The organism is Lyngbya aestuarii BL J (assembly GCF_000478195.2).
Lineage (GTDB): Bacteria > Cyanobacteriota > Cyanobacteriia > Cyanobacteriales > Microcoleaceae > Capilliphycus > Capilliphycus aestuarii.
Genome location: NZ_AUZM01000002.1, coordinates 95559 through 121987 on the forward strand (window position 1 = coordinate 95559; position 26429 = coordinate 121987).

At 39.3% G+C, this 26429-nt stretch carries 18 protein-coding genes and 1 pseudogene; 12 read left to right on the forward strand and 7 right to left on the reverse strand.

Annotation, left to right across the window (positions count from 1 at the left end; translation table 11 throughout):
- Window positions 1–33: 33 nt before the first annotated feature.
- Entirely contained in the window at window positions 34–2247 is a 2214-nt protein-coding gene (locus tag M595_RS01435; protein WP_023064209.1) for a phosphoketolase family protein, read from the reverse strand.
- Window positions 2248–2523: 276 nt separating this feature from the next.
- Between M595_RS01435 and M595_RS01440 the strand changes: the two genes are divergently transcribed.
- Window positions 2524–3129: a hypothetical protein gene (locus M595_RS01440; RefSeq protein WP_023064169.1), complete on the forward strand. Its 606-nt coding sequence runs from the start codon at window positions 2524–2526 to the stop codon at window positions 3127–3129.
- Between the two features lie 54 nt (window positions 3130–3183).
- Here the strand turns inward: M595_RS01440 and M595_RS01445 are convergent, their stop codons facing one another.
- On the reverse strand, window positions 3184–4131 hold the full coding sequence (locus M595_RS01445) for a ribonuclease Z (RefSeq protein WP_040483411.1): 948 nt from the start codon (window positions 4129–4131) through the stop codon (window positions 3184–3186).
- A 1457-nt stretch (window positions 4132–5588) separates the two neighbouring features.
- Window positions 5589–7073: an Asp-tRNA(Asn)/Glu-tRNA(Gln) amidotransferase subunit GatB gene (gene gatB / locus M595_RS01450; protein WP_023064119.1), complete on the reverse strand. Its 1485-nt coding sequence runs from the start codon at window positions 7071–7073 to the stop codon at window positions 5589–5591.
- 240 nt (window positions 7074–7313) lie between these two features.
- Here gatB and M595_RS01455 point away from each other — a divergent pair, with 240 nt between their 5' ends.
- From M595_RS01455 to M595_RS01475, 5 genes are all read left to right on the forward strand, one after another.
- Window positions 7314–7919: a hypothetical protein gene (locus M595_RS01455; RefSeq protein ID WP_023064113.1), complete on the forward strand. Its 606-nt coding sequence runs from the start codon at window positions 7314–7316 to the stop codon at window positions 7917–7919.
- Between the two features lie 13 nt (window positions 7920–7932).
- Entirely contained in the window at window positions 7933–10596 is a 2664-nt protein-coding gene (locus M595_RS01460) for a BON domain-containing protein (protein ID WP_023064134.1), read from the forward strand.
- A 2-nt stretch (window positions 10597–10598) separates the two neighbouring features.
- A complete protein-coding gene (locus tag M595_RS01465) occupies window positions 10599–11132 on the forward strand; it encodes a Rab family GTPase (RefSeq protein WP_023064144.1) in 534 nt (177 codons plus the stop codon).
- 161 nt (window positions 11133–11293) lie between these two features.
- A complete protein-coding gene (locus M595_RS01470; protein WP_023064091.1) occupies window positions 11294–13180 on the forward strand; it encodes a sensor domain-containing diguanylate cyclase in 1887 nt (628 codons plus the stop codon).
- 265 nt (window positions 13181–13445) lie between these two features.
- The gene (locus M595_RS01475; RefSeq protein WP_023064203.1) at window positions 13446–14540 is read left to right on the forward strand and encodes a GGDEF domain-containing protein; all 1095 of its coding nucleotides are present in this window, start codon (window positions 13446–13448) and stop codon (window positions 14538–14540) included.
- 10 nt (window positions 14541–14550) lie between these two features.
- Here M595_RS01475 and M595_RS01480 read toward each other — a convergent pair.
- Together M595_RS01480 and M595_RS01485 are read right to left on the reverse strand one after the other, a co-directional pair.
- Window positions 14551–15858, reverse strand: a pseudogene (locus M595_RS01480) (TAXI family TRAP transporter solute-binding subunit).
- A gap of 104 nt (window positions 15859–15962) precedes the next feature.
- Window positions 15963–17840, reverse strand: a complete 1878-nt coding sequence (locus M595_RS01485; RefSeq protein WP_023064076.1) for a methyl-accepting chemotaxis protein — start codon at window positions 17838–17840, stop codon at window positions 15963–15965.
- A 140-nt stretch (window positions 17841–17980) separates the two neighbouring features.
- Between M595_RS01485 and M595_RS01490 the strand changes: the two genes are divergently transcribed.
- On the forward strand, window positions 17981–19072 hold the full coding sequence (locus M595_RS01490) for an isocitrate/isopropylmalate family dehydrogenase (protein ID WP_023064100.1): 1092 nt from the start codon (window positions 17981–17983) through the stop codon (window positions 19070–19072).
- Window positions 19073–19082: 10 nt separating this feature from the next.
- Here M595_RS01490 and M595_RS01495 read toward each other — a convergent pair whose 3' ends face one another.
- A complete protein-coding gene (locus M595_RS01495) occupies window positions 19083–19787 on the reverse strand; it encodes an ATP-binding response regulator (RefSeq protein WP_023064159.1) in 705 nt (234 codons plus the stop codon).
- Between the two features lie 314 nt (window positions 19788–20101).
- On the opposite strand from M595_RS01495, the gene M595_RS01500 reads away from it, so the two are divergent.
- Window positions 20102–20977, forward strand: coding sequence for a DUF4349 domain-containing protein (locus M595_RS01500; RefSeq protein WP_023064243.1), 876 nt, complete (start codon window positions 20102–20104; stop codon window positions 20975–20977).
- A gap of 278 nt (window positions 20978–21255) precedes the next feature.
- On the opposite strand, the gene M595_RS01505 is transcribed toward M595_RS01500, so the two are convergent.
- Window positions 21256–21729 carry a hypothetical protein gene (locus M595_RS01505; protein WP_152983521.1) on the reverse strand — a complete coding sequence of 158 codons (474 nt, stop codon included), beginning with the start codon at window positions 21727–21729 and terminating at the stop codon, window positions 21256–21258.
- A gap of 311 nt (window positions 21730–22040) precedes the next feature.
- Here M595_RS01505 and uvrB point away from each other — a divergent pair, with 311 nt between their 5' ends.
- From uvrB to M595_RS01515, 4 genes are all read left to right on the forward strand, one after another.
- Window positions 22041–24038, forward strand: coding sequence for an excinuclease ABC subunit UvrB (gene uvrB / locus M595_RS01510; protein WP_040483412.1), 1998 nt, complete (start codon window positions 22041–22043; stop codon window positions 24036–24038).
- Window positions 24039–24384: 346 nt separating this feature from the next.
- On the forward strand, window positions 24385–24513 hold the full coding sequence (locus tag M595_RS32625; RefSeq protein WP_023064117.1) for a hypothetical protein: 129 nt from the start codon (window positions 24385–24387) through the stop codon (window positions 24511–24513).
- A 186-nt stretch (window positions 24514–24699) separates the two neighbouring features.
- The gene (locus M595_RS32630) at window positions 24700–24825 is read left to right on the forward strand and encodes a hypothetical protein (protein ID WP_275044453.1); all 126 of its coding nucleotides are present in this window, start codon (window positions 24700–24702) and stop codon (window positions 24823–24825) included.
- A 333-nt stretch (window positions 24826–25158) separates the two neighbouring features.
- The gene (locus M595_RS01515) at window positions 25159–26412 is read left to right on the forward strand and encodes a CapA family protein (protein WP_023064067.1); all 1254 of its coding nucleotides are present in this window, start codon (window positions 25159–25161) and stop codon (window positions 26410–26412) included.
- Window positions 26413–26429 lie beyond the last annotated feature (17 nt).

Genomic DNA, 26429 nt, shown 5'->3' on the forward strand with positions numbered 1-26429 from the left:
GGAAATCAACTAACCAAATTTGAGAGTTGAGACTTAGCCAACGAACTCAACCGCCCGTTTGACTAACGCCTCTGCGGTAATATTGTTAAACGCCATCAACTGACCTGCACTCGAAGTAGTTTCGCCTCGTTTCCAAGCAAAAGTATCTCGTTTTGTTGTGCTGCGTAACATTATCGGTTCTAACATTAAACTCCCGCCGCCCGTTACGCCAATTAACGCATCGCCGCCAAACATCTTCTCAAACGCTTCATCACTCATAAACTGACCATCCGGTTGAGAACAACTCTCCCAAGCCACATCACTCGGACGGTACAAACGACGAGGATTAATAACCGAAACAATCTTAGACCCAATCCCTTGAGATTGCAATTGTTCTGCCGCTTCATAGGCTGGAATTAACGTCATGTCGCCAACCACCGCAAACACAACCGTTTTGTCGCCCGAAATTTCTTGCAACACCACCGCCCCGTTATCGAGTGCGTAACGAGTCTGTTCAAAGGTTGTACGGATGGGTAAAGGAGACTTACTCGCAGTAATAGTAACGCCTTTATTTTTAGTTGTTAACGCCCAGTCATAACAAACCTGAATACTGTTCGCATCTGTCGGGAATAAGGGGAAGATATTGCCATTCCGCATCATCGCCGCAAAATAAGCCTCAATTTCCGGACGTTGGTGAGTCCAACCGTTGCGCCCTTGTTCTAACGCCCCTGCGGTGAATAAAGTAATTGTCGAAGGCGTCAGACGGCGTAACTCAGCCATTGCTTGTGTTACCGTTTGCCAGATGGGTAAACCATTAATAGCGAAGGACTCGTAGGAACACCACAGGGTACGAACGCCCATTAACGCTAACCCGGCGGCTAACCCCGCGCAAGCATCTTCACTCAGGGGTTCGTACACCTGACCTTTTGGCCCTTGGAAATACAGATCATCGGTTGTCGGGTGAACAATTTTCAGGGCAATATTAATGTTATTGATCCCGGATGCGGCATTTCCGTCAGCGTTGGTAATTACAAATTTTGGATCTTTTTGTCCAACGTAGGCGACTAACTCTCCCATCGCTGTCGTTGCAACTTGTTTATCTCCACCGACGGCAAACTCGTTTAAGGGAACATCCAATAACTCGGGTAAAGGATATTCAAACTCCGTGACAACCGTTTTAGAAGCTGGCCCGCCGGACGCCCGAACTGCATTAGTTCGCACCAGTTGCCAAACTTCTGGGGGAAGGGCGCGTTGTTTCAAGGCTTCGATCATGTGGGGACTGTCGAGGGTATCTTTCGGGTAGAGGTTGTGAGACTTAGAACCCCGTGCGTGAACCCCGGCGCCTTTGAGTTGTTTGATAATAAAGATGGTGAGTTTACCGCCCATCGCTAACTTCGCCGCCCGATCCATTCCCGTTAACACGGCTTGGGTGAATTCCATGCGCTTTGCAAAAGAAAAAGCCGTACTATCAACGTAATCTCCGGGTTGGTTTTGATCATCAAAGTCTTTGGCATTGACTAACACCACTTCGGCGAAACCGTTGCCTTTCCAATAGGCGATCATTTCCTCGTTAGTTTTGGTGGAGACCATGCTATGATGCTCCTGGCTGTAGCCATTCCACACCAACACGGGTAAGAAGTTTGTGACTTCTGGGTAGGAGGTGTTGAAGTGAGCGATACTGCTCACGGGGTAGGGTTCACCCATCCCCCCGTCTCCCAAGGTGAAAGGAAACAGCGTGTCCCGGTGTAACATCGCCGCTGACATTGCAAAATGTTGTCCTTGTCCGAGAGGGCCTGCGGGGTTGAGTAAGCCCGGAATGTAGCCAGAAAGGTGGCCGAGGAGTCCGTGCATTTCTCGGAAGCGATCGCGCATTTGTTGGACGGTAAAAATGTCCATGTCTTCTAAAGAGCGATCGATGAACATCGCGCTGTAAAATCCTGGTGCATGATGCCCCACTTCGGTCATAATGTTTTTGTGACCTAACAAGACCAGGGAAGCGTAGGCTTCGACTTGACTCGCAAAACCGCCTGGATGTCCCGAGGCTTTACTGGCGGTAACTTGCAGGATCAGGTAACGCAGTGCATCGGCGAATAATAACGTCTGATAAGCGGCAGCCGGATCGGTGGGATCACTAATGGATACACTGCCTTCGGCAATTACGGGGGTTTTCCCATAGGTGTCAAATTCAGGAAAGTTATCACTAAAATGCTGAATTCCTTCGCAAAACTCCGGTGTAGCTGATGTGGGTTTTGATGCGGCTACTGTCATATTTTATACCCTAACAATTTTACAGTCATTGAATCAATTTAAAGTTTATTTTACAATTGATGGGGACTGAATCCAATTACATCTGCTTTAGTGAAGGATAATCTGAGATCATTGTTTAATCCAAAAAAGTTCAAAGATGGCGATCGCAATTGTTGAGTGGTGAGGTCATTTCCCGCGCGCTGATTTTCACGGTGAGGGTGGGATCGCGTTATGATCACAGTTAATGTCTCTAGTTTTTACCGAAAGGATTTTAGTTTTGCAGCGAGTGATTGATGTATGCCCTATAACCAGTTTAGTATTGAACAAATTAAATTAAACTTTGGCATAGAAATCCGCGAAAAATTTGGTATCTTTGCCAATATTTCTGAAGTTGAGTATAGTCCTTTTTTAACCCAAGTTTTAGAAAAATTTGTTCCTTTAGCCTTAGAAATTGATAGCCAAAAATCTCGAGCTGAATATATCACCGCTCCGATATTATTTGAACTCAAAAGCCAACTTCAGACTCAAATTAGTCTATTTTCAGGTCAAGAGTTTACAGTAGATCTAGAAAAGGGGTTAAGTGGAAACTGTGATTTTTTAATTAGTTATTCTTCCGATCCTCTCACCATTGAAGTTCCTTTTATCGTATTCGTTGAAGCCAAAAATGATAATATCCCTGCTGCTTTAGGTCAATGTATGGCTGAAATGTTAGCCGCACAACTGTTTAACCAACGTCGTCAACAGGAAATCAAAACCATTTACGGCTGTGTAACAACCGGGACAAACTGGAAGTTTCTACAACTAATTGATCAGAGAATAGAAATAGATTTGCATGAATATTATCTCAGTAATTTGGGTCAAGTTCTAGGGATTTTGCATTATTTGATTGAACAAGTTGAGTAAAATCAGGAGAGGGACACAAGACTTGCATCACGGTCAAATTACTCATCTATTCCTTCAAGCGACAACTGCTTCTTCAAGTTTGGGAATTTCATAACTGAAGAAATCATACGCTAATTCTGTATTGGGAAAAATCGCTTTTGCTTCTGTTAACAAATCGTCCAATAAAATCGCATTTCCTGGCGCATAACGGGGGCTAAAATGAGTCATAATTAACTTTTTAACTCCCCCCATTAACGCCACCTGCGCCGCCATTGTGGAGGTCGAATGCAAGCGTTGAAAGGCCAGTTCTGCATCTTGATGGGCAAAGGTAGCTTCGTGAACCAAAACATCTGCACCTTTGGCCAGTTCAACCGCACTGTCACAAAAAACCGTATCGGTACAATAAACAAACTTCCGTCCGGGGATAGGTTGACCACAGAATTGAGAACCGTTAATTTTCCGACCATCGGGTAACGTGACAACCCCTCCCTGTTTCAGTTTCGCATAAATCGGCCCCGGTGGAATTCCGAGTGCCTTGGCTTTATCGACATTAAACCGTCCAGGTTTATCTTTCTCGGTAATACGATAACCAAACGCCGTGACTCGATGTTTCAAAGGCTGACAACTGACAATATATTCATCATCTTCGTAAACCACTCCCGGCTGAACAGGATGAACCGTAAACGGATAAGAAATATGAGTTTGTGAGAAACGCAGACTGGCTTGCAGATACTCTTGTAGTCCCGGTGGCCCGTACAAATCAATTCGTTTGACATTTCCCGCTAAACCACAACTGGCAAGCAGTCCCGTTAACCCAAACACATGGTCGCCGTGCATATGTGTCACGAAAATGCGACTAATTTGGCTGACTTTGAGATCGCTACGCAAAAATTGATGTTGAGTCCCTTCACCGCAGTCAAACAGCCACAATTCCGCCCGTTGGGGCAAACGCAAAGCGATACTGGAAACGTTACGCGATCGCGTCGGGACACCGGAACTCGTTCCTAAAAAAGTAATCTGCATTTTTGATCATTCCATGATTGAACACAGGCAGAAAATCATCAATCAATTCAATAAAATCTTGACTGAAAAAGGATTCTCGTAATTTTGACAACTGTAACGTAATTTGAGAAATCTACCCATTTCAATTGATTAATGAGTCAAAATATTAATTATAGTACATAAGTAATAGTATTGACACAAGTTTTTAAATTTTGTACACATCTTTGATCAAAGTATTGTAATAATATTGTGGTTGTTACTGCTCAAAATGTCAATATGGGTTTTTACTTTTATGCTTATTCAGACTCAAATTCAATTTGCTCTGCAACTCGGGTTAGATATTTTAATGTAGCGAGAGTAGGTTCATAGACTCTGTTTTCTCATTCACCAACAGTTTTTCGACCTTTAATAATCTCACTGTCGGTATTTTTGAGCGGTTTATAACTCAAGTTAATACTAGAAGAAATAAACTTCTCAATTAATTCATAAAGGCGGTTACTTTTTTCGAGAGTGTCCCGTTGGTTACGAAACTTAAATTTAGCAATAATTTCCTGAATATTATCACTAAAACTATCTTGATAGTTTACAAAATTGCTCCGAATTTGACAAGGTTCATCTCCTCATCTTTCCAAAGCTTACGTGTCTCGGTTTTAAAAAAAGCCTGGGTGGGATTTTTAAAGATAAAGAGGTAAGACAAGTCTTCGATGAAGCTTGACGTTCCCTGGGCTTTGCATAACGCCATGTTCATTTTGAAAAACAGACCAATACGGCAAAGTTATGAGTAAAGTTACAGTGATGATCCGATGATTTATTCTTTCACAAGTTTTTCACACAATTGCACAAAAGAAAAGAGAGAGTCGCTTTGGCAACTCTCCCTACCATCAGGGTGCATCTACTATCATAATATAACCGTTTTGGGATGTGGGGTCAAGCCCCTCATTTAAAGCTTTGGTAAAGAGTGACGGGTTGTTTATAAAGCTTTAGTAAAGGTCGGTAAAGTCAGAGAGCAAAATGGAAAGATTAGAGGAGAAGAATTAGTGTCTGAAACCCTTCAGTTCAGGGGAATTCCTCGCCCATTCCTCGTTTTTGAAGTCGGGTTCATCTCCAAAAAAAAGACCTGTTATTTTAGGTAAATCTACTTCTCTATCCAACTTTAGAAACGGCTGAGTTGAAATTCTTGTCGATTTTTGTTGTGGGTGTTGTGGTTTCATTTTCCCAACCGCGAGAATGTCCTATCACCCGTTGAGATCAGTCTCAAGACTATTTTGAATATCTGTGAACCGGAGGAAAATCCGTTAGTCTGAACAAGAGAGGCAATAAAAGCGATCAAGATGTGTAGTTTTCAACTTGTGATCCTATTCATTATACACAGTAATATATGCTATGTCTAGGTTGATAACTCTAGAAAACACGGACAAAAAATAGCCCTCCTGATGTTGGAGAAGGGCTAAAAACTCAAAATCAGAGGTTAAATTTCGTTAGGCGTTTAACCGTTTCTCTAACAACTGATTGGTTAATTTGGGGTCAGCGCGTCCTTGAGTTTTCTTCATAATTTGACCAACAAAAAAGCCTTTCAACTTGGTTTTCCCCCCTTTATATTTTTCAACTTCACTGGGATGATCAGCTAAGACTTCATCAATGATGCTTTCCAACTCTCCAGTGTCAGAAATTTGAATCAAGCCTTTTTTCTCAACTAACTTTTTCGGTGAATCGCCTTTAACTAACAACTCAGGAAGAATATCTTTAGCAATTTTACCGCTAATAGTTCCGGCATCAATCAAACCAATTAATTCCGCTAAACCATCAGGCTTGAGGGCAATTTCACTAATCGTCAGTTTTTCATTTTTAAGATAGGCGGTAATATCACCCATCACCCAGTTAACGGCTTGTTTGGTATCCGCACCCGCTTGAACTGCGGTTTCAAAATATTCAGAAATCGAACAATCATCTGTTAATACACGAGTATCATAGGGGGATAATCCTAACTCGGTTTCATAGCGATGACGTTTTTGGGCCGGGAGTTCAGGAAGTTGTGCTTTCCAGCCTTCTAATTGTTCGGGAGAAACTTCAATCGGAGGCAGATCGGGTTCAGGAAAATAACGATAGTCACTAGAACCTTCTTTGCTTCGCATACTAATGGTGCGTTGCGATCCTTCTTCCCATAACCGAGTTTCTTGACTAATTTTTTCTCCAGTTTCAAGGGCTTCAATTTGACGTTCGATTTCATAATCTATCGCCCGTTGAATCGCACTAAAAGAGTTCATATTTTTAATTTCGACTTTCGTGCCAAACTCTTTTTGTCCAACGGGACGAACGGAAATATTCACATCACACCGCAGCGAACCTTCTTGCATATTGCCATCACTAACCCCAAGATAACGGACAATACGACGCAATTCTTGGGCATATTCAGCAGCTTCTATTCCCGAACGAATATCAGGTTCGGAGACAATTTCAATCAGGGCAATTCCGGCGCGATTATAATCAACCATTGAGTGGGTTGAACCGGAAAGACCACTACTCCCGGCGTGAACCAGTTTCCCTGCATCTTCTTCCATGTGTAGGCGAGTGATGCCTATTTTTTTGCGAGTAGCGTTTCCATCCTCATCGACGATCTCAATTTCTAACCAACCGTTTTCAGCAATTGGGAGATCATATTGAGAAATTTGATAATTTTTAGGTAGATCAGGATAGAAATATTGCTTACGATCAAATTTACTATAGGGAGCAATTTTGCAGTTGAGGGCTAACCCGGCTTTAACGGCGTATTCTAAGACTTTTTGGTTGAGGACAGGCAGAACTCCAGGTAAGCCCAGACAGATGGGATCAATGTTGGTGTTGGGATCGGCACCAAAGGCAGTCGAGGAACTCGAAAAGATTTTGGTTTCGGTACTGAGTTGACAATGGGTTTCTAGCCCAATAATAACTTCGTATTCGGTTTTTACCGATGCTGCACTGGTCATAGACGGGATTATGTTGAGCGACGACTGGTTTTATTGTATCGCTCTATTGACTGTGGGTGTTGAGGGAAACCGATGTTGAGGTTGAGGGAATTCCGGTTGTTAAGATATATAAGTGGTTATCACACCTGATAATAGTTTAGTGAACAGTGCAAGTTAAACTAAAGGTGAACCGATGAGTGCGCTGATCTTGGTGCCGACTCTCTTTAAAACCTTTGTCAAACTATAGTTACAGGAAAACTGATGGCTGATATATCTAAAGAAGAAATGCGAGAACGGTTGGGAAATATTGACCAAATCCGTGATATCCTGTTCGGAGGACAATCCCGAGAATATAATAATCGCTTTGAACAATTGGAGTCAAACCTATCTTTAGTTCAACAAAATCTTCAGGATCGAATTGAGCAAATGCGGATCGCTTTGTTGAGTGAACTTAAGACTTCTGTAGATGGAGTTGAGAAAAAAATTAAAACTTTAACACTTAGCACTCAAGAAGAAACGGCTGATCTCAGACACCAACTTGAGGGAACCAATCGAAAATTTGCTCATAATATTGATGCGATTCGAGAGAATTTAGAAAGCCAAACGAAGTCGATGAAGTCAGAAATTGCTCAATCGAGAGATAAGTCGCAGGAGGAAATTCAAACGCTGAGGACTCAAGTTTTTGAGGAGTTAGAACGTCGTTTTTCTCATCTAAGTGAAGGTAAAGTGGCTCGGGGTGAGATGGCTGAAATTTTGTTTGAAGTGGGCATGAGATTGAAAAAAACGGAGTTTGTCCCCGTTTTAAAAGGAGCGACAGAACAAGAGGTGAATGGCGATTATTTACTTCCTGAAGGACAGCATCAATAATTAGGGAAAAGTGATGGCAGTCTCCAAAAAACAATCCGATTCTTTTTCATTTGATTCTGGTGCATCTCGGGTTGAAAAATCAAGCGTTTCAGAAGTAAAAGCTCTAGAGCCTTTACTAGAACTGTTGCTTGATTTACAGATGTCTCCGGGGCAAACTTCAACTTCTACTCAATCAGAGAATTTATCTCGATCCAATTCATCTGAAAAACCGAAGAAAGCTACATCAGATAAATCTCTAGAATCCTCACAAAATACTGATACTGAATCAAAAGTTTTGGATTTTTTGTTTGAGGCTGTCAATCCATCTGTTGCTGATTCATCAGAAGAAACTCTTGAAACATCAGCTCAAAATCATAAATCAGAACATTTTGATCATTCTCCAGAAAATGATGTCTCTTTCCAAAAAAATCACAAATCAACTGAGAATGATCAGCCCAAAAAAGAACCCCATAAACAAGATGAAATTTTATTAAATTATGAGGATGTTGATTTAACTTCTCTACACACTTTATTAGAAGTTCCGACAGATGCTGTTGATGTTAGTTATTCGGTGACGCCTGTTAAATCTCATCAAGCGGAAACAGAAGTAGACTTGACAATAGAAGAATCTTCTCCTGCTGAATCTCAATCTGATCCAGAAGAACTAGAGGAGGTATTAGAAGCGTTTGAAAGCTTGAGGGTTGAATCTACAGCGTCTAATTCTGATGATTCATTAGAACAGTTACAAGATTTAATTTTTGGGTCTACACGCTCAGATTTTGAACAATTAAAACAACAGATTTTTGAATCGGATTTGCCGGAAGTGCGTCAGTTACTTGAGACAATTTCTTCTCAGTTAAAATCTCTTGAATATCAGATTTATGAACCCGAACAACTGATTCAGTTAATTCGTCCCTGGATTGCCGATATTTTAAATCATAAAGTTAATGATTCTAAAGAAGATATTATTCAAGCTTTGAAGCCGATTATTGATCAGGTAATTCTGGCGAGAACGAAGGATAATCGTGAACAAATGAGTGCAGCAATTGCAGATTTAATCCCTGAAGCAATTAAACATCAAATTCGCAATTCTCCCCAGGAAATTGCTCAAGCAATCGGGCCAGAAATTGGATCGGCAATTCGAGAACAAATTCGTTTAGATCAAGATGAAATTGTAGATGCTTTAGCTCCAACAATGGGTAAAGTGATCAAAGAACAGGTGATTTTAGAGCGAGATTCGATGGTAGATGCGCTTTATCCTGTGATTGGAAGTACCATTACTCGCTATTTAGGTGAAGCAATTCAAGAGATTAATGATAAAGTTTCTAATGCTTTTAGTATTGAGGGGATTAACCGAAAAATTCGCGCAAAACTACAGGGAATTTCTGAGGCTGAACTGATTTGGCAAGAGGTGATGAAATGTACTGTGCAAGCAGTATTTTTGATTCATAAAGGTTCGGGTTTGATTATTTCAGAAGTTCAGCAGTCGGGTGAGGCGAGATTAGAATCAGAAATGTTGGCGGGAATGCTGACCGCGATTCGGAGTTTTGTGAATGATTGTATTGTACAAGCCGAGCAAGTTCAAGAACTCAATGAGATTGAATACGGCGATTCTCGGATTGTCATTGAAGTGGCAGGATATTGTTATTTGGCGGTGATTGTTCAAGGTGAAATTAAAAATAAATTTCTGAAAAAAATTCGGACAATGCTGATTAAAATTACTCAGAAGTATGGACGGGAAATAGAGACATTTGAGGGTGATCCGGAAACGGTTCCTCCTGAAATTTTAGCTGAGTTAGAAAAGCTGATGGAAGTGGAAACGAAGCAACATCAGGAGAAATCTCCAAAAACATTATTGTTTCTAACAGGGATAATTTTGGGTTCGGTTTTGATTCCTCTGGCAATTGTTCAATATCGTAGTGGTGTGATTCATCGAGTTGAAACTGAAGTCATGACAGCGTTGGATTCTGAACCCGAATTAGCAATTTATCGGTTAACAGTGGATGCTCAGGGTAATACAGTGATGTTAAATGGAAAGTTACCCAATCAACGCTTACGAGAAAAAGCAGAAACAATTGTGCAGCAAATTGTACCGAATTGGACGGTTGATAACGATATTATAGCGGTTAAGGTTCCGCCTGATCCAGTGTTAGTGGAGGCTGAAGTTCAACGGATGACTGAGACTCTCAATCAAATGAATGGGATTTCGATTTCTACTCAGTATGAACCGGATCAAGTCACTATTGAGGGGAAAGTTATTCAGCCAAGTGATAGGGAAAATGTGACTCAAGCTTTTGAGAATATTGAGGGTGTGAACTCAGTTGTATCGAGTATTCAAGTGGAACCTGTACCGATTGCTACCCGAGTTTATTTTAACCTAAGTTCAGATGAATTTAGGTCGGAAGATATGATTATCAAAATTTATCCAGTGTCTCAATATTTGAAGCAATATCCGAATCTAAAAGTTCGCATTGTTGGGTATAGTCATCCCGAAGAAAAAACGAAGAAAAATTCTAAGTTGGCTTGGAAGCGATCACAAGCCGTACAAATAGCTTTAGAAAGTTATGGGATTGATCGTAGACGAATGACAGCAATCGGAAAAAATGAACGTCCACCTGGAGTTGAAGAAAATCAGCCAGATTGGTTGAGTCGAGCGGTTATTTTTGAGATAATATTACCAGAAGATCAGGGAAAGTAGTCATGGCTTTAATTTCTAAAAAAATCTGTTTAATTGGTGACTTTGGCGTGGGAAAAACGAGTTTAATTCGACGGTTTGTTGATCGTCAGTTTAGTGATCAGTATCTTTCGACGGTTGGGGTAAAAATTTCTCGTAAACAAGTGGATTTAGTTGCTTCTGAAACTGGATCTCAGCAGTCAATTCAACTATTAATTTGGGATTTGGAGGGTCATACAAAGTTTAAAGGAATTACGCCCAGTTATTTGCAGGGTGCGAGTGGGGCTGTGGTCGTGGGGGATGTTACCCGTCAAGAGACGCTGGATAATATTTCTGAACATATTAATTTGTTTTTATCGATTAATCCAAAAGCCTGGGTTGTCGTCGCATTCAATAAAATTGATCTACTTGATCCTGAAAACCTAGAGGGATTAATTCATCAATCTTCCAATAACAAAACAAATCAAATTTTGTCAACTTATCAAACTTCGGCTAAAACGGGGGCTTATGTTGACGAAATGTTTCATTTATTGTCACATCAGTTTATTCCTAAGATATGATGATCAAAGAATTATATCTGGGAATTTTTTAAATCTTTTTTAAATTAGATAACTTTGTAATTAAGATTTTAATTAATTGATGATTTTTTATAAAATTCTTTATTTTCTTGATATTTTTCGTTAAAAGTATTTACCAATAGGATAATTATTAAGAGTACGTTATGAATGAATTACTCAAAACGTTTTTTTCCCCTCGACAAATTGACTATGAATATATCTCCATAGATAGTGAGAGTATTATTGTAGAATTTTCTCTAAATGTAAATCTATTTTCAGACTGTCCTGAAAATGTTAAACATGGAAATGAGATTAGTTTAAGTTTTCCTGAATTTGTGGGACTTGAATCCATTTATGAGCAACTATTAGAAGATCAAATCAGTCATTTTGAATTCAAAGGAATTGCGAGAAATGTAGAAACAGATTCTCCTGTATATTTTGATGCTTATATTTTAAAAAACGAAGAAAATTTTACCTATTTAGATGGAGAAATTATCATTTTATTTGATGACAAAACTGAATGGATGGTTAGAGAACAAAAATATAGCCAAATTTATAAAGAGTATGAACTCTCTGTTTCTCGACTTGAACAAGCCAATAATTATACTAATCAAATCATTCACGCCATGAATGATATATTATTAATTACTAATTCATCTGGGATAATCACTAAAATAAATCAAGCTACACAAAATCTACTTGAGTATCAAGAAGATGAATTAATTGATGAATCTATTGCTCATATTTTTTCAGATCAACACTCCAAAAATACGATGGATTTGTCAGATTTTCTTTTAGACAAAATGCACCATAATAGTTTTGAACTTTATTGTAAAACTAAAACGGGAAAAGAAATTATTATCTCTTTTTCTTGCTCTATATTTAGCCGCAGTCCCTTTGAACGTCAAGAATTACTTTGGATTGGTCGAGATATCACTAAACAAAAACAACTTGAACTACAATTTCATCATCAGTTAGAACAGAATAATCTTTTGACTGTAATGACTCAACGCATTCGCCAATCACTAAGTTTAGAACATATTCTCAAAACAACTGTTAGTGAAGTGAGACAACTCTTGAAAGTTGATGGGGTATTATTTTATCAAATTACTTTTGAAGATGAAGGAAATATTGTCGCCAATTCTTTCAGTTTAAATTTAGCGAAACAATTTAATAATTTACCCAAAGAAGCTTTAGTTCCTTCGTATTTTTTGTCAGTCTTAGAAGAAGGAATTGTTATTAGTATTGATGATCTCAATCAATCTTTTCTCTCAGCTAACCTACGAAACTGGTGGCTAGAACTCGGAATAAATTCCGAATTAATTATACCCATCATCACTAAAACTTCATCAACTTCTTCTTTATCATGTCCTGAAAATAAATTATGGGGTATGTTGATTGCTTGTCAACTGACTCAGAGTCGGCGTTGGGAAAAATGGGAAGTTCACTTACTTGAACAGTTAGCAACACCGATAGCAGTTGTAATTCAACAAGCGGAACTTTATGAACAACTAAAAATAGCTAATCAAGAACTTGAAAAAATGGCAATGACGGATGGCTTAACTCTTGTCGCTAATCGTCGTTTCTTTGACAAAATTCTCTCCCAAGAATGGAATAGACTGCGGCGAGAAACAGAAACTTTATCGTTGATTATTTGTGATATTGATTATTTTAAACGCTATAACGATACTTATGGTCATTTAGCCGGAGATAGTTGTTTACAAAAAGTAGCTCAGGTTTTGCAAGAAGAAGTCAAACGATCTGGGGATTTAGTTGCTCGTTATGGGGGAGAAGAATTTGCGATTCTCCTACCAAAAACCGATCTCGAAGGCGCAATTTTAGTCTCAGAAATGATTTGCTCCAAAGTTCGAGCGCTACAAATTCCCCATGAAAAATCTCCCGTTGCACCCTATGTGACGATTAGTGTTGGGGTCGCCAGTACCATTCCTGAACCGCCTCTGATGCCCAAAACCTTAATTCTCCGAGCCGATCAAGCTCTCTACGAAGCCAAAAAAAATGGACGCGATCGGGTCTTTGTAGCCGCAAACTAGAGCCTGATCCGGTAAATGAGGTTAAACTGGAACTGAAAGCTAAAATAGGGCTAATCAACAGGAGGTTTTAGGCTAAGGCGCTCGATCAAAATCAAGGGTTAATTCATAGGTTGATTAGACCAATCTCAGTGATTTTCTGGATCAAAATATTGAGACTTAGATTATCACTAAAAATCTTTGCAGCCTAGATTAAAACTTTTAATCTTGTCGCTTTGTTTAATCTTTTACCTCATCTAATCTAATATTATTTGATCACATCTGGGGTATGAATAAACAGACATCATGGGAAACTCAATGCTATCAGCTTCAAGAACATGAGTATGTACTGGGCAAAATTTCCTATGCAATTTATCAAAAGAAAAATCTTCAAGATATTCTTAATATTATTACAATAAATGTTCGGAAAATTATTCGGGCTGATCGCATTTTAATTTATCATAAACCCGTTGCCAATCTTGATATACTCCTCTCTGAATCTTTATCAGAGAGTGAAAGTTTGAGTCTGAAAAATATTTTATATAGTTCCTGGAACTCTGACAAAATTTTACATCAACTTGAGCAAGGAACAGTTTGTAATCCTTCTGAAATTGATGAATCAATTCAAGCTCAACAGTTTCAACTTGGAATTCAATCTGAACTCATTTTGCCAATTTTAGTTCACAATTATCACTTTGAAGAAACTTCTAAATCTCAACTTTGGGGAATGCTTGTTATTCATCAACGTGATCGGCGAGATTGGCAACCTTTTGAACTGAATTTTCTGAATCAAATAGTAATGCAAGTGGCAATTGCTATTCAACAAGCTCAATTATTGATCCAATTAAAAGCGGTTAAAGAACAGCTAAAACAACAAAAAATTAAAGATGATTTAACTCAAATTTCTAATCGTCGCTATTTTGATAAAATCATAGAAATAGAGTGGAAACGATTAGAACGAGAGTCTTGTTTTCTCTCTCTAATTCTTTGTCAAGTTGATGGTTTTGAACATTATCATCAAATTTATGGTAGTGCAGCCCGAGATTCTTGCTTACAATTGGTCGCGGCGGTTTTTCTGGAAACGGCTAAACGACCTGCGGATTTAGTTGCTCGTTACGATCAAGAAATCTTTGCAATTCTTCTACCCAATACTCATCTAGAAGGGGCTGTAAAAATAGCAGAAGCCATTCGGACTCGGGTGAAATTATTACAAATTCCGCATCAAGATTCACCGATGAGTTGTTATGTGACAATGAGTTTGGGGACTACAAGTATTATACCCACTCCAATTCAAGAAGTCAAAACTTTAATTCAGCATTCAGAAAAAGCTCTTAAACAAGCTAAAAAAGAGGGTGATTGTGTGTTAGTTCGATCTGATTTTTAAGTGATTTACTTTAATTTAGCTTGGGTTCAGTTAGCTGTTGATGAGAATTAGTTCTTAGTAGATTCTCTTGGTGATGAATTGAGGAGATTGCTACTTTCCAAGTGAAGGTAAAAGATTGAAAAGAGTCTGAGGAAATTCGATCTTTATCTAGATCAATAATCACTTCTTTGAAAATCGTAAATAATTGACGACGAAGGTTTTTTAACTCAGCAATACTTTCAGCCGAGTTGATTTGATCAATGATGCTAATCAGTTCTAAATTATATAAATCTGCCCGATTTTTTTGTCGTCCTTGAAACCAGAGTCGAAATTGCCAGAGGCTCGAAATTCCTAATACAGCCACCGAAAGTACAAATCCCATCGGTTCAGCATATTTCTCTAAAAAGGTTGGTTCATCTTGATAATAATAATCTTTGGCTCCAGGATGGAAAGAAAAACCTAAATCTTGTAGAGATTCCGGTTTATGAATCATCGCAGCTTGGGGATTTTTAGTTGTTAATTCATTACGAGATTCAAATAAAATTTGAGTGATTTCATAAATTACAGTTTTGTCTATATTTTTCTGAGTAATTAAAACTGATCGGAGAGCCACAATCGGTAAATCTTCTGCTGGAATCGGAATCGAACCATTATAAGTCCCAACGGGAATTTTACTGGCTTCTCAAGCAGGTTGAAAGAGTTGTAGTGCAGCCGCTTGTTCGATAGGAACTAAACGATTTTCACCAGATTTAAGCAGTTCATTAATTCCAGCATTTCCTAAAGCAATTACTCTAAACAAAGCATCAACTTTTTTCTGATTGAGTAAAGTATAAGCCTGTTCAGGCGGAACAGCAATGACTTCAAAATCATCGGCTTTCAAACCATAATGCTGACTTAATAACCAAAACAAATTATAAGAACCGCTTCCCTCTGGCATCAAAGCAATGCGTTTTCCTTTTAGATCACTAACCTTGTTAATCTTGGATTGATCTGTGGCAATTAAATGAAACATTTCCGGAAACAAAAAAGCAACCGCTTTAGTATTAGATGGAATAGAGAGATCACTTTGAATTAGAGCTAAATCTGCCTGGTTATTTTTTAACAATTCTATATTCTGCTTTGCACCTTCAGTTTCTAAAATATTAATTTTTATTTTATGATTATTTTTATAAATAACTTCAGATAAAGCCTGAGCAAAAGAATAGTATTCACCATCTGTAGATCCAGTTGCTATCGTTAAATTATATGTTTTACTCTGGTTATTCAAAGATAAAATTGTAAATAAACTCACCATGATAATGCTGATAATTACCAAAGAAAAAGCAAGTTTTTTCAGCATGATAAAATTACACAAGCTAGAACGACTGAAGTTTTAACGATAACAGAAAAATCAAAAAAATATCGATAGATAAATATAACTTCCTGATGTTTTTTAGAGATTCTCTATTGTAAAACAGTTTTCAAACTCACAGCAGAGTCGTTTAAGGTTTTTGTTTGAGTTCGAGTTTGGCTAATTTTGTTTGCATTGCGCTTTGCGGCTGTATTAATATCTGTCATAGCGGTTAATATTTGCTCAATCGCAACGGCTTGTTGTTGAGTCACATGAGAAATACTTTGATTATTCATAACAATCTCATTCACCGCTTGAGCAACCCCTGAAAAAGCTTCGGTTGTGGCTTGAGCAACTAATACTCCATTTCGAGCCGTTTTTGTTCCTTCTTGTGTTGCTTTTACAGTCGATTGTATTGATTGTTGGATATCATCAACTAACAAATTTATATTCTCAACGGATTGACTACTTTGATCCGCTAATATCCGAATTTCACTGGCGACTAAACCAAAACCTTTTCCTTGTTCTCCAGCACGTACTGCCTCAACTGCGGCATTTAAAGCGAGCATATTGGTTTGATAGCTAATATCACGAATAATTTGAGCAATCGTAGAAATTTGATAAGTATGTTGCTGAAGTTTAGTAATTTTTTGAGCAATTTCTATCACTTTTTTCTCCAACATTGAGATGCCTGAATGAGTTTCTTGAACCGTTTCTACTCCGTCTTGAACCAATGCTAAAGCTTGTTGTGCAGCAACACAAGCAGCCACAGCTTGTTCGGCAACTTGTCGGGATGTTGTATTCAACTCATCAAGGGCTACTGTCGTTTGATTCACTGCTGTAACTTGTTGATTCGTCATATTTTCTTGATCGCTAATATTTGAGACTATTTCTGTTGAAAAAAACGAAATATTCCTCACCAGTTCTTTGATCATATTAATCAAACGTTGTACAATCCAAAGCTGCACCCCTAATAAAATTAGTAATCCCATAAAAACAATTAATCCAGCTACCTGTTTAAAGCGAGTCACCGAAGCAAAAACTGTTTCATCTGGAGTCGTGGAAACCACAATAATTTCGTTATTATGATTAGGAAAAAGACGATAGTAACCAATTAACCGATCAGTCTCTGTTAAAATATCAATTTGCTGATTTGAGAGGATTTTATCAACAACTGAAGTCGGATAATCATTGAATATTGTTTCATTTTTATTAAACTCAAATCCCCAAGTTTTATCTGGGTTGGGATGCGCCAAATAATATCCATCAGAATTAATCAAAAAAACCTGACTACTCTCAAACGATTTAGCATTCTGAAGCATCGAAATAAAAGCCTTTGCATTGACATTAATAATAATGATGCCTTGTTTATTATCAGCTTGATCATAAATCGGTGTCGCATACCGAATTACAGGTTTATAAGGAACTTCTATTTTACCTCGTTCTCGATTCAAATTCACCTCAGAAACATAAACTTCTCCTTTTTTTAGCTTTATTGTTTCCATAAAATAGTCCCGATCTGCTTTGTTTTGGAGTTGAGAGTCTGCAATAATATCAATCTTGTTTTGTACAGAATCAACTCTAACGATTTCATTGCCTTGTTCGTCAAGATAGCGAATTTGTAGATAATTGGGTTTAATTTTTGCTAGATTAAAGAATAGAGTTTGAAGATTCTGCCGACCTTGCTCAAAGGATAAATTATTCTGCTGATTAGCATTTTGATTATTTTCAGTCTGAATCATCTCAACTAAAGTCGGACTATTACTCAGAAATAAAACATCTCCACTGACATCTTCAAGAAAGTTTTCAATTTCTTTTCCGGTATAACTCACCGCAGAATAAACTCGGTTTAAAGCAGAATCTGTTAAAGCCTCGGTCGAAGAAATAACACCATATCCAGTGAGAATAGAGACCGGAATAATTGTACTGATAATGAGCAAGGCTAAAAACTTATTCTGAAGTTTTTTAAAAAAGCCTGTTAGATCAAACATAGGATTAGTGATTAAAGGAGTGTGAATGAAATCATTTCAATCGTAAATTTGTTGAGATATTCTATTTTGCTGGAGTTGACTAGCAATTTAGATGACTTAGTGATATCGTAAACTACGATCATAAATTAATTCCTGTGCTGATGAGCGAATATATTCCCAATCTCGTTGTCATGCACGGCGACCAAACTGGAGAGGAGTTACTCGCAGAAGCCTTGCGTGTTCTCAACCCTTCGGTCACTCGCCAACCTTTAAACTTCATCGATTTTGATTTAAGCTTAGAAAATCGCCGAGCTACAAATAATCGAGTAGTCCATGAAGCCGCCCAAACGACTCGTGAAAGTAGACTCGCCCTCAAAGCCGCAACCGTCACCCCGGAAATTCCTGGCGATGTTGGCAGTCCCAATGCTATTTTACGCGAAGCATTGGAAGCAAAAGTAATTTTACGCATCGGGCGACGAATTCCCAGTATTCGGCCAATTGGGGGAGTGTATGCACCCATTGCGATTGTGCGAATGGCCGTTGATGATGCTTACGGGGCCAAAGAATGGCGGGAGTTAGGCGAAAATGGAGATGAAATTGCCTTCCGAACTTCAAAAGTTTCTCGCCTCACCTGTCGGGCGGTGGCTGAATTTACGTTTCAATATGCCCAACGAACCCGGGCGCGAGTCTTTGGGGGGCCGAAATTTACGGTCAGTCCAGTCTATGAGGGGATGTTTAAAGAAGAATTGGATGCGGCTTCTCAGCGTTATGGGGATGTTGCTTATCAACCTTTGTTGATAGATGCCACTTTTGCCCTACTATTGCAAACCACAGGTGAGGCATTGGTGATTCCGGCGTTGAACCGAGATGGAGACTTGCTCTCAGATATGGTTTTGCAAATGTACGGAAGTATTGCAGGTTCCGAGAGTTTAGTTTTGGGGTTTAATGAAACGGCAAGTCAGGTAACAACCGTGATGGCCGAAGCCCCCCACGGAACGGCTCCGGCTTTACAAGGGAAAAACATTGCTAATCCGATGGCGATGATTTTAGCAGGGGCGGCGTTGTTAGTTTATGTGGGAACATCGGAAGCGGAACGGGCTTCTCGCGCGATTTATGAAAGTGTGTTTGAAACCCTACAAGCAGGCAAAGCTACTCCCGATTTAGGGGGGCAGTTGATGATGAGTGAGTTTACAAACGAAGTGATTCGCCGAGTTGAAAATAAATTAGAAGTTTGGTCAACTTTAAATCCTTGAAATTGAGTTTTTAACCCCAACGCATGGGTTTTGTTTCTGTCGATTGTGGCTCCGGTTGAACGTTAGATATTTGTTTGAGAATCTCTAATTCTCGATCACATTCTTCTTGTAAAATTTTTAGATAACGTTTTTGTTTTTCCTTGAGTTTGACCGAATTGAGTTGGGAAGATGGAGCCATACTCAACAGTTCAACTGCCATTTGAATCGTTGAAAGTGGAGCGCGTAAATCCTCAGAAAGTTGGGTAAGCTGTTTTTCTTTAGAATGACTGACTTGCTCTAAAGCCGCAACTTTATCGTTAAGTTGTTGTACATAAGCTTGTTCTTGCTTATATTTAGATAAATAGTGTTGCTGCTTTTTGAGTCGGGTTTTAACCGCTTCTAGCAGTTCAGTTGTCGTAAAAGGTTTAGTAATATAATCATCGGCACCGAGTTCCATTCCCATTCGTTGATCATGGCGTTCGGTTTTTGCTGTCAGAAAAATAAAGGGAATATTGGCAGTACCCTGATTTTGTTGTAACTCATTTAAAACACTATATCCATCAAAACCAGGCATCATAATATCACAGATGATTAAATCCGGCTGTACCTCTTTTGCCAGTTCTAATCCTTGATATCCATCTTCTGCGCCTATCCCTTGATATTGCTCGATCATGAGTAGTTCTAGGATACTCATTCTAATTGCTTCGTCATCTTCAATAACCAGTATTTTTTTCATCGTCATAACCCCTTAAATTTTCTGCTGTGTAGCTTAGGCTTGGCTGAACTCCGAACTCCATCCGTAAATGCTCCCAAAGTTGATGAATTGAATTATTTGATCGATTCCGAAATTCTACCTAAATTTTAACTCCTATTCACCAACTTGTCTTCTATATTTACAATATGTATCCGAGAAAATACCGAATCTTGTGAAAAACTTAGATCAATCTAACTTCTGTTTAAACAGAAAAATATTACTTTTTCCCGATCCGGAGTTACGCAAGTTGACGTTGAAGATCCCCCCAAGCAATCCTGATCGAGATCAATCTAGCGATGAATAACGATAACCACAAAATACGTTTTCTTTGGGCGTTTTTATCAATTTTTGCCCTGACAAGCTGTGCTTCTGCCCCTTCGAGCTTCTCAGAGGAAATGACGAGTTCCCCCCAGTTAGAACAAGCGGTACCTCAATCTGTAGCGGGTTCTCCTCCATCTTCTCCTGACTCTATTCCCCAACAAAAACCCCAATTGATTAAACGGGCTGAACTCACCCTCGTTGTTCAATCTTTAGATGAAACCTTGTCATCAGTCACCGTTTTGGTTCAACGACAACAAGGTGATATTCTACGATTTGCAGACTATCAACCTCAAAATAATTCGAGTCGTCATACGGCTAATCTAGAATTACGGGTTCCTCAAGCTAAACTCGAATCAACCCTTGATGCTTTAATTCAATTAGGAACAGTTGAAAATCGCTTAATTACGACTGAAGATGTTTCCAATCAACTTGTTGATACTCAGGCGCGACTCCGAAATCTTCGTAAATCAGAAGAAATGATTTTAAAAATTATGGAACGTTCGGGTTCTGTCGGAGAAGTGTTGCAAGTCGCCAACGAACTCAGCAATATTCGAGAATCAATAGAACGACTCGACGCCCAACTTCGCAATCTTCAAAATCAAGTTGCTTATTCTACGATTACTTTAAATCTAGAAGTCGCTGTTTCTGCTTCTTCGCCCTCTCAATCTAACTTCGGATTACAAGTTGGAGAAACGTGGGGGAAAGCCACTCACGCAGTAACAGAATTGACGTTTGGTTTGTTCGGTGTAGTGGTTTGGTTACTCGCCTTTAGTCCCTATTTCATCTTGCTTGGGGGTGCAGTGTATGGTTATCGACGTTGGCGAAAAAATATCAATAAAAATGTTGGCTAATTGCTCATTTTGAACCAGAATATTTGTTATTATGTTGCTTGTCATTCTGAGCAAAGCAAAGAATCTTTGGAGACTCTACATTTCATTCAGAGTGACAGTGACAACTATAAATTTAGGGTGATAACAAAAAGTTTTTTAAAATTTAACCTCTAAAAATATTCGTCACACTGAGTAGATCAAGTAGTATCTCAATACCCTTCTTTGAACTCAGAATGACGACTGAAAATTGATAACTCTAACAACAGTTCTAAAGCTTTTGCTACCTCAGAAAATGTCCTTTAGTCGAGATATCCCATTAACGCATAGGGATCATCTACTTCGTTAGAAGCGACAGGGCGGTTAACCAGCATCGATGTAATTTGTAACTGGGTTGTTGCCACCGGACGGTTTGCCATCGCCCCTACAGAGTCTTCTGAATGGACAAAACTAACTCCTGAAGCACTCTCGGTTTTGAAAATCGGACGGTTGCCCATAATGGTTCCGGTGATTTCCAGATGACTTTCCTCAATCGGACGATTGGGCATAATCATCGCCGAATGAGCGACCTGAATTTGAGTCGGAGCAGAATGAACTGATGATTCTGCTTTTGTGGGTTTGCTTTCCATTTCTAAGTCCTTACTCATATTTTTTTCCTGATTATTTTCTGTGTTTTCTGCTTTTACAGTGTCTTCTTGAGCTTTACTCATACGCTTTCCTGTAGTTCGACGGGTTCGCGCAGTCCTCCTTCCTGTCGTAGAAGAGCTAACAGCCATGTTTGAATACCTTTTATTTATTAAATGGGTTAGACTGACCCGATCAATCGTTAAATCTTTGATCTTTGCCGACTAAACCCCAGATTTCACCTCATTTTTCAAACTTAGTCCTCGGCCATTTTGGTAGAGGTTAAGATCTATTTTGTGATGAATGCTAAACAAAGTATAAAATATTTTGGGGTTTAAGTAAATAGCGGACTAAGAAAAATAACATATTGTAACGATAAGTAAAAAAATAACAATCTCTGGTAACACCGAATTCTCAGCAGAAGTGCTACCATCCAAGTTGAACCTCACTTGCCTCCTGAAAAATGGCGCAATTCCATCTACAGTCACCCTTTCAGCCTATGGGCGATCAACCACAAGCGATCGCCAAACTGGTTAACAGTGTTCAAGCCAACTCTCAATTTACCACATTATTAGGCGCAACGGGAACTGGAAAAACTTTTACAATCGCGGCAGTGATCGAGAAAATTGGTAGACCCACCCTGGTACTGGCCCATAATAAAACCCTCGCGGCTCAACTGTGCAATGAGTTACGAGAATTTTTCCCAAACAACGCCGTAGAATATTTTATCAGCTATTACGACTATTATCAACCCGAAGCCTATCTTCCCGTTACCGATACCTATATTGAAAAAACCGCTTCTATTAACGACGAAATCGATATGCTGCGACACTCTGCTACCCGATCCTTATTTGAACGTCGGGATGTGATTGTTGTGGCTTCAATTAGCTGCATTTATGGGTTAGGAATTCCGACTGAATACCTAAAAGCTGCTATTCCGCTGCGAGTTGGAGAAGAACTCGATCAACGTCAACTTTTACGAGATTTAGCCTCAGTTCAATATACTCGCAATGATACAGAATTAACTCGCGGGCGCTTCCGCCTTAAGGGAGATGTTTTAGAAATAGGACCCGCTTATGAAGATCGGATTATTCGAGTCGAATTTTTTGGGGATGAAGTCGATGCCATTCGTTATATTGATCCGGTAACAGGAGAAGTTTTACAAAGTGTAGAAGCTTTAAATATTTATCCCGCCCGTCACTTTGTTACCCCAGAAGATCGTTTAGAAGTTGCTTGTAATGAGATCGAAGCAGAACTAAAAGAGCAAGTTCAAGCCCTAGAAAATGCAGGCAAACTATTAGAAGCCCAACGCTTAAACCAACGGACTCGTTATGATTTAGAGATGTTGCGAGAAGTGGGATATTGCAACGGCGTTGAAAACTATTCTCGTCATTTAGCCGGACGCCAAGCCGGAGAATCGCCAGAATGTTTAATTGATTATTTTCCCAAAGATTGGTTATTAGTGATTGATGAATCTCATGTGACTATTCCTCAAATTCGGGGAATGTACAACGGAGATCAATCCCGAAAACGAGTATTAGTTGAACATGGTTTTCGTTTACCCAGTGCAGCAGATAACCGTCCGTTAAAAGCAGAAGAATTTTGGGAGAAAATGAATCAATGTATTTTTGTTTCAGCCACACCCGGAGATTGGGAAATTGAACAGTCTCAAGGTGAAGTGGTTGAACAAATTATTCGACCGACGGGTGTTGTTGACCCAGAGATTTTTGTGCGTCCAACCGAAGGACAAATTGATGATTTATTTGGAGAAATTCAGGAACGAGTCCAACGAGATGAACGGGTTTTAATTACGACCTTGACGAAACGGATGGCAGAGGATTTAACTGAATATCTACAAGATAGAGGTGTAAAAGTCCGATATCTACACTCAGAAATTAAATCCATTCAACGGATTGAAATTATCCGCGACTTACAACAAGGGGTGTTTGACGTGTTGATTGGAGTGAACCTATTACGGGAAGGTTTAGATTTACCTCAAGTGTCGTTAGTGGTGATTTTGGATGCAGATAAAGAAGGCTTTTTGCGGGCGACCCGTTCCTTAATTCAAACCATTGGTCGGGCGGCGCGAAACACCCGAGGTCAAGCGATTTTATATGCCGATAACCTCACCGATAGCATGATCAAAGCAATTGATGAAACCGAACGACGACGCACAATTCAGCTAGAATATAACGAAAAGAATGGAATTGTACCCCAAACTATTGTTAAAAAGTTTAGCAATGCTATTTTAGACTTTTTGGATGTTTCTCGGCGCTTAAATGCTCAACAGTTAGAACAAGTTTATGAACAAGTTGACGAATTACCCCTAGAAGAAATTCCGAACTTTATTGATCAGCTAGAACAACAAATGAAAGTAGCCGCGAAAAAGCTGGAGTTTGAAGAAGCCGCTAAATTACGCGATCGGATTAAACTGTTACGAGATAAGTTAGTCGGACATTAGTCTCTTACCTCTAGTTCCTCACGTTCTAGGAGAGGGTAGGGTGAGGCGGTGAGGGGAGAATTTTGAGGATGATTAAATCTCTAAAACTATTAATAACTCCCCATTGTCATCAAAAACTTTCTTCCTTTTCCCTATTTTTCCCACCTTTCAAAGGGGGCTAGGGAGAGATGGGCCGGGGGGCGAAAAAGTGCAGATTTGACTGCGAAATGGTATAACGGAACTTCCGTCAGAACAACTGCAAACGGCTATTTCCGAGAGTCCCGAACTTGATGACGCCGACAAAGCCCAAGCGTTAGAACAGGTTAAAACCCTCGCCGAAGCGGGTCAATATCCCCAAAATAACACCATGCAGCAACAAGCCAAGGGTGCATTACGACTCCTCAAGGGATTGATGGCAGAGTTACCGACTGTTGCGAAGTTGGTTCAACAATGCCAAGAATGGTTCCCAACGATTAGTCGGTTTTTTGGACTATGAAATTGGTCGGTGCTTATGGAGGATATTATATCACAACTGTAAGTGTTTGTCATCACAACGTTTTGTTGATCTATTTCACAACCTGATTGCAAAATAAATCACGGAAAATTGTCAGTGTTCAGGTCATTATCACAGTATGACCACAAAAATGAGCTTTGTCATCTTTGGTAGAGCAATCACATGACCATGAAAAACTGCGAAAAGCCCTTACAAACCAACCCCTTTACCACCTATCGCGATCCGGAAACGGGTCGATGGATCGTCGTCAAAGAGCAACAGTGTTCCCCCCAACCGGAGGAGAAAGTCGCTTGAAAAGTAGTTTATCACACACAGAATGTTGTGTCCTCTGAGCAGCCTGACCCGGACTGCTCTACTTTAGTATTAGGATCGACTCACTGCATTTATGCAATTTTTCCCAAGTCTGATATTGATTAGACCAGAGATCCGTTCCCTGTAATCCCTCAACACTCGATCGCAAACACCTAACTTTTGGGGTTTCGATTAGACTCTCTATTCATCTAGCTCTTTTTATTGGGTTGATATCAAGTTTTGCTGTTGGGTTCACGTCTAAATAATTTAGCTTCTAAAAAGCATCACTCCTATTCTAAAATTGACAAGTCTGATTGAGATTTGAGGAGTGAACCCATGAAAATAACTCAAAAACCGATAAAGTTTTTCACCGGAATTTTAATTTTAGGTGTTTTTTGCATTTCTGGATGCGATCGCCCGTCTAATTCCAACTCCACCGTTATCGAACAAACCGCCTCGACGCCACCCGTTGAACCCCCACCCCCTCAACCTTACACTCGTGAAGCAAAATTAGTCGCGGTTGGGGATATTATGATGCACGGATCTCAGATTAAATCCGGTTATAATCCTAGCACCAAAACCTATAATTATGATAACTTTTTTACAGAAGTCAAAGAGATCATTTCTCAGGGAGATTGGGCAATTGGAAACTTAGAAACAACGTTAGCCGGATCTGAAACAGGCTATACAGGCTATCCCATGTTTAATGCACCCGATACCCTCGCAGATGCAATTAAAAACGCCGGATTTAATGTGTTAACGACAGCAAATAATCATTCTTTAGATCGTCGAGAAGCAGGTGTTTTAAAAACCCTAGAAAATGTTCGGAGTCGGGGGATAGAACCCGTTGGAACTGCTGCATCGGCAGAAGAAGACGAAGAAATCTTAATTCTCGAAAAAAACGAAATTTCGATGGCAATTCTAGCTTATACCTATGGAACCAATGGTATCCCCATTCCAGAAGGAAAAGATTATTTAGTCAATTTGATTGACGAAGCAGAAATTATCGAAGATATTCAAGCCGCTGAAGACTTAGGAGTTGATGTTGTGACTGTTGCATTGCACTTTGGTTCAGAATATCAACGCCAACCCAATCAACAGCAAAAACAATTAGTGAAAAGTTTAGTGGATGCAGGTGCAGATATTATTTTAGGGAGTCATCCTCATGTGGTACAACCCTATGAAGTTTTTGAACGAACCGATAAATCTGGAAACATTCAAAAAGCTGTTGCTATTTATTCAATGGGAAATTTTATCTCTAACCAACGGGGAGACTATAAAGATCTCGGGGTAATTTTTAAAGTCAATATTCGTAAATATTTTCCCGAAGAAACTATCGAATTCACAGAAATTCAAGCCCTTCCCACTTGGGTACATCGTTACTCAGCAAATAACAAATACAATTTTCGGATTTTACCCTTAGAAAAGACAGTCACCGAAAAAAATGATCCTCTCCTCCCTCAAAGCGAATACTCAGTTTTATCTCGATATTTAGACCAAATGAATCGTCATATTCACTCGTTAAACCCCTCAAAAACAGTCACTAAAGTTCAACATGATTCGCGTGAATCTCCGTCTTCAACCCAGTAAGGCGGAGAGGTAAGCGG

Bases quoted from the DNA above. Each gene is read 5' to 3' on its own strand.
- M595_RS01435 (WP_023064209.1), bottom strand. From the start codon at position 2,247: ATGACAGTAGCCGCATCAAAACCCACATCAGCTACACCGGAGTTTTGC.
- M595_RS01440 (WP_023064169.1), top strand. From the start codon at position 2,524: ATGCCCTATAACCAGTTTAGTATTGAACAAATTAAATTAAACTTTGGC.
- M595_RS01445 (WP_040483411.1), bottom strand. From the start codon at position 4,131: ATGCAGATTACTTTTTTAGGAACGAGTTCCGGTGTCCCGACGCGATCG.
- gatB (WP_023064119.1), bottom strand. From the start codon at position 7,073: ATGACCAGTGCAGCATCGGTAAAAACCGAATACGAAGTTATTATTGGG.
- M595_RS01455 (WP_023064113.1), top strand. From the start codon at position 7,314: ATGGCTGATATATCTAAAGAAGAAATGCGAGAACGGTTGGGAAATATT.
- M595_RS01460 (WP_023064134.1), top strand. From the start codon at position 7,933: ATGGCAGTCTCCAAAAAACAATCCGATTCTTTTTCATTTGATTCTGGT.
- M595_RS01465 (WP_023064144.1), top strand. From the start codon at position 10,599: ATGGCTTTAATTTCTAAAAAAATCTGTTTAATTGGTGACTTTGGCGTG.
- M595_RS01470 (WP_023064091.1), top strand. From the start codon at position 11,294: ATGAATGAATTACTCAAAACGTTTTTTTCCCCTCGACAAATTGACTAT.
- M595_RS01475 (WP_023064203.1), top strand. From the start codon at position 13,446: ATGAATAAACAGACATCATGGGAAACTCAATGCTATCAGCTTCAAGAA.
- M595_RS01485 (WP_023064076.1), bottom strand. From the start codon at position 17,840: ATGTTTGATCTAACAGGCTTTTTTAAAAAACTTCAGAATAAGTTTTTA.
- M595_RS01490 (WP_023064100.1), top strand. From the start codon at position 17,981: ATGAGCGAATATATTCCCAATCTCGTTGTCATGCACGGCGACCAAACT.
- M595_RS01495 (WP_023064159.1), bottom strand. From the start codon at position 19,787: ATGAAAAAAATACTGGTTATTGAAGATGACGAAGCAATTAGAATGAGT.
- M595_RS01500 (WP_023064243.1), top strand. From the start codon at position 20,102: ATGAATAACGATAACCACAAAATACGTTTTCTTTGGGCGTTTTTATCA.
- M595_RS01505 (WP_152983521.1), bottom strand. From the start codon at position 21,729: ATGGCTGTTAGCTCTTCTACGACAGGAAGGAGGACTGCGCGAACCCGT.
- uvrB (WP_040483412.1), top strand. From the start codon at position 22,041: ATGGCGCAATTCCATCTACAGTCACCCTTTCAGCCTATGGGCGATCAA.
- M595_RS32625 (WP_023064117.1), top strand. From the start codon at position 24,385: ATGCAGCAACAAGCCAAGGGTGCATTACGACTCCTCAAGGGATTGATG.
- M595_RS32630 (WP_275044453.1), top strand. From the start codon at position 24,700: ATGAAAAACTGCGAAAAGCCCTTACAAACCAACCCCTTTACCACCTAT.
- M595_RS01515 (WP_023064067.1), top strand. From the start codon at position 25,159: ATGAAAATAACTCAAAAACCGATAAAGTTTTTCACCGGAATTTTAATT.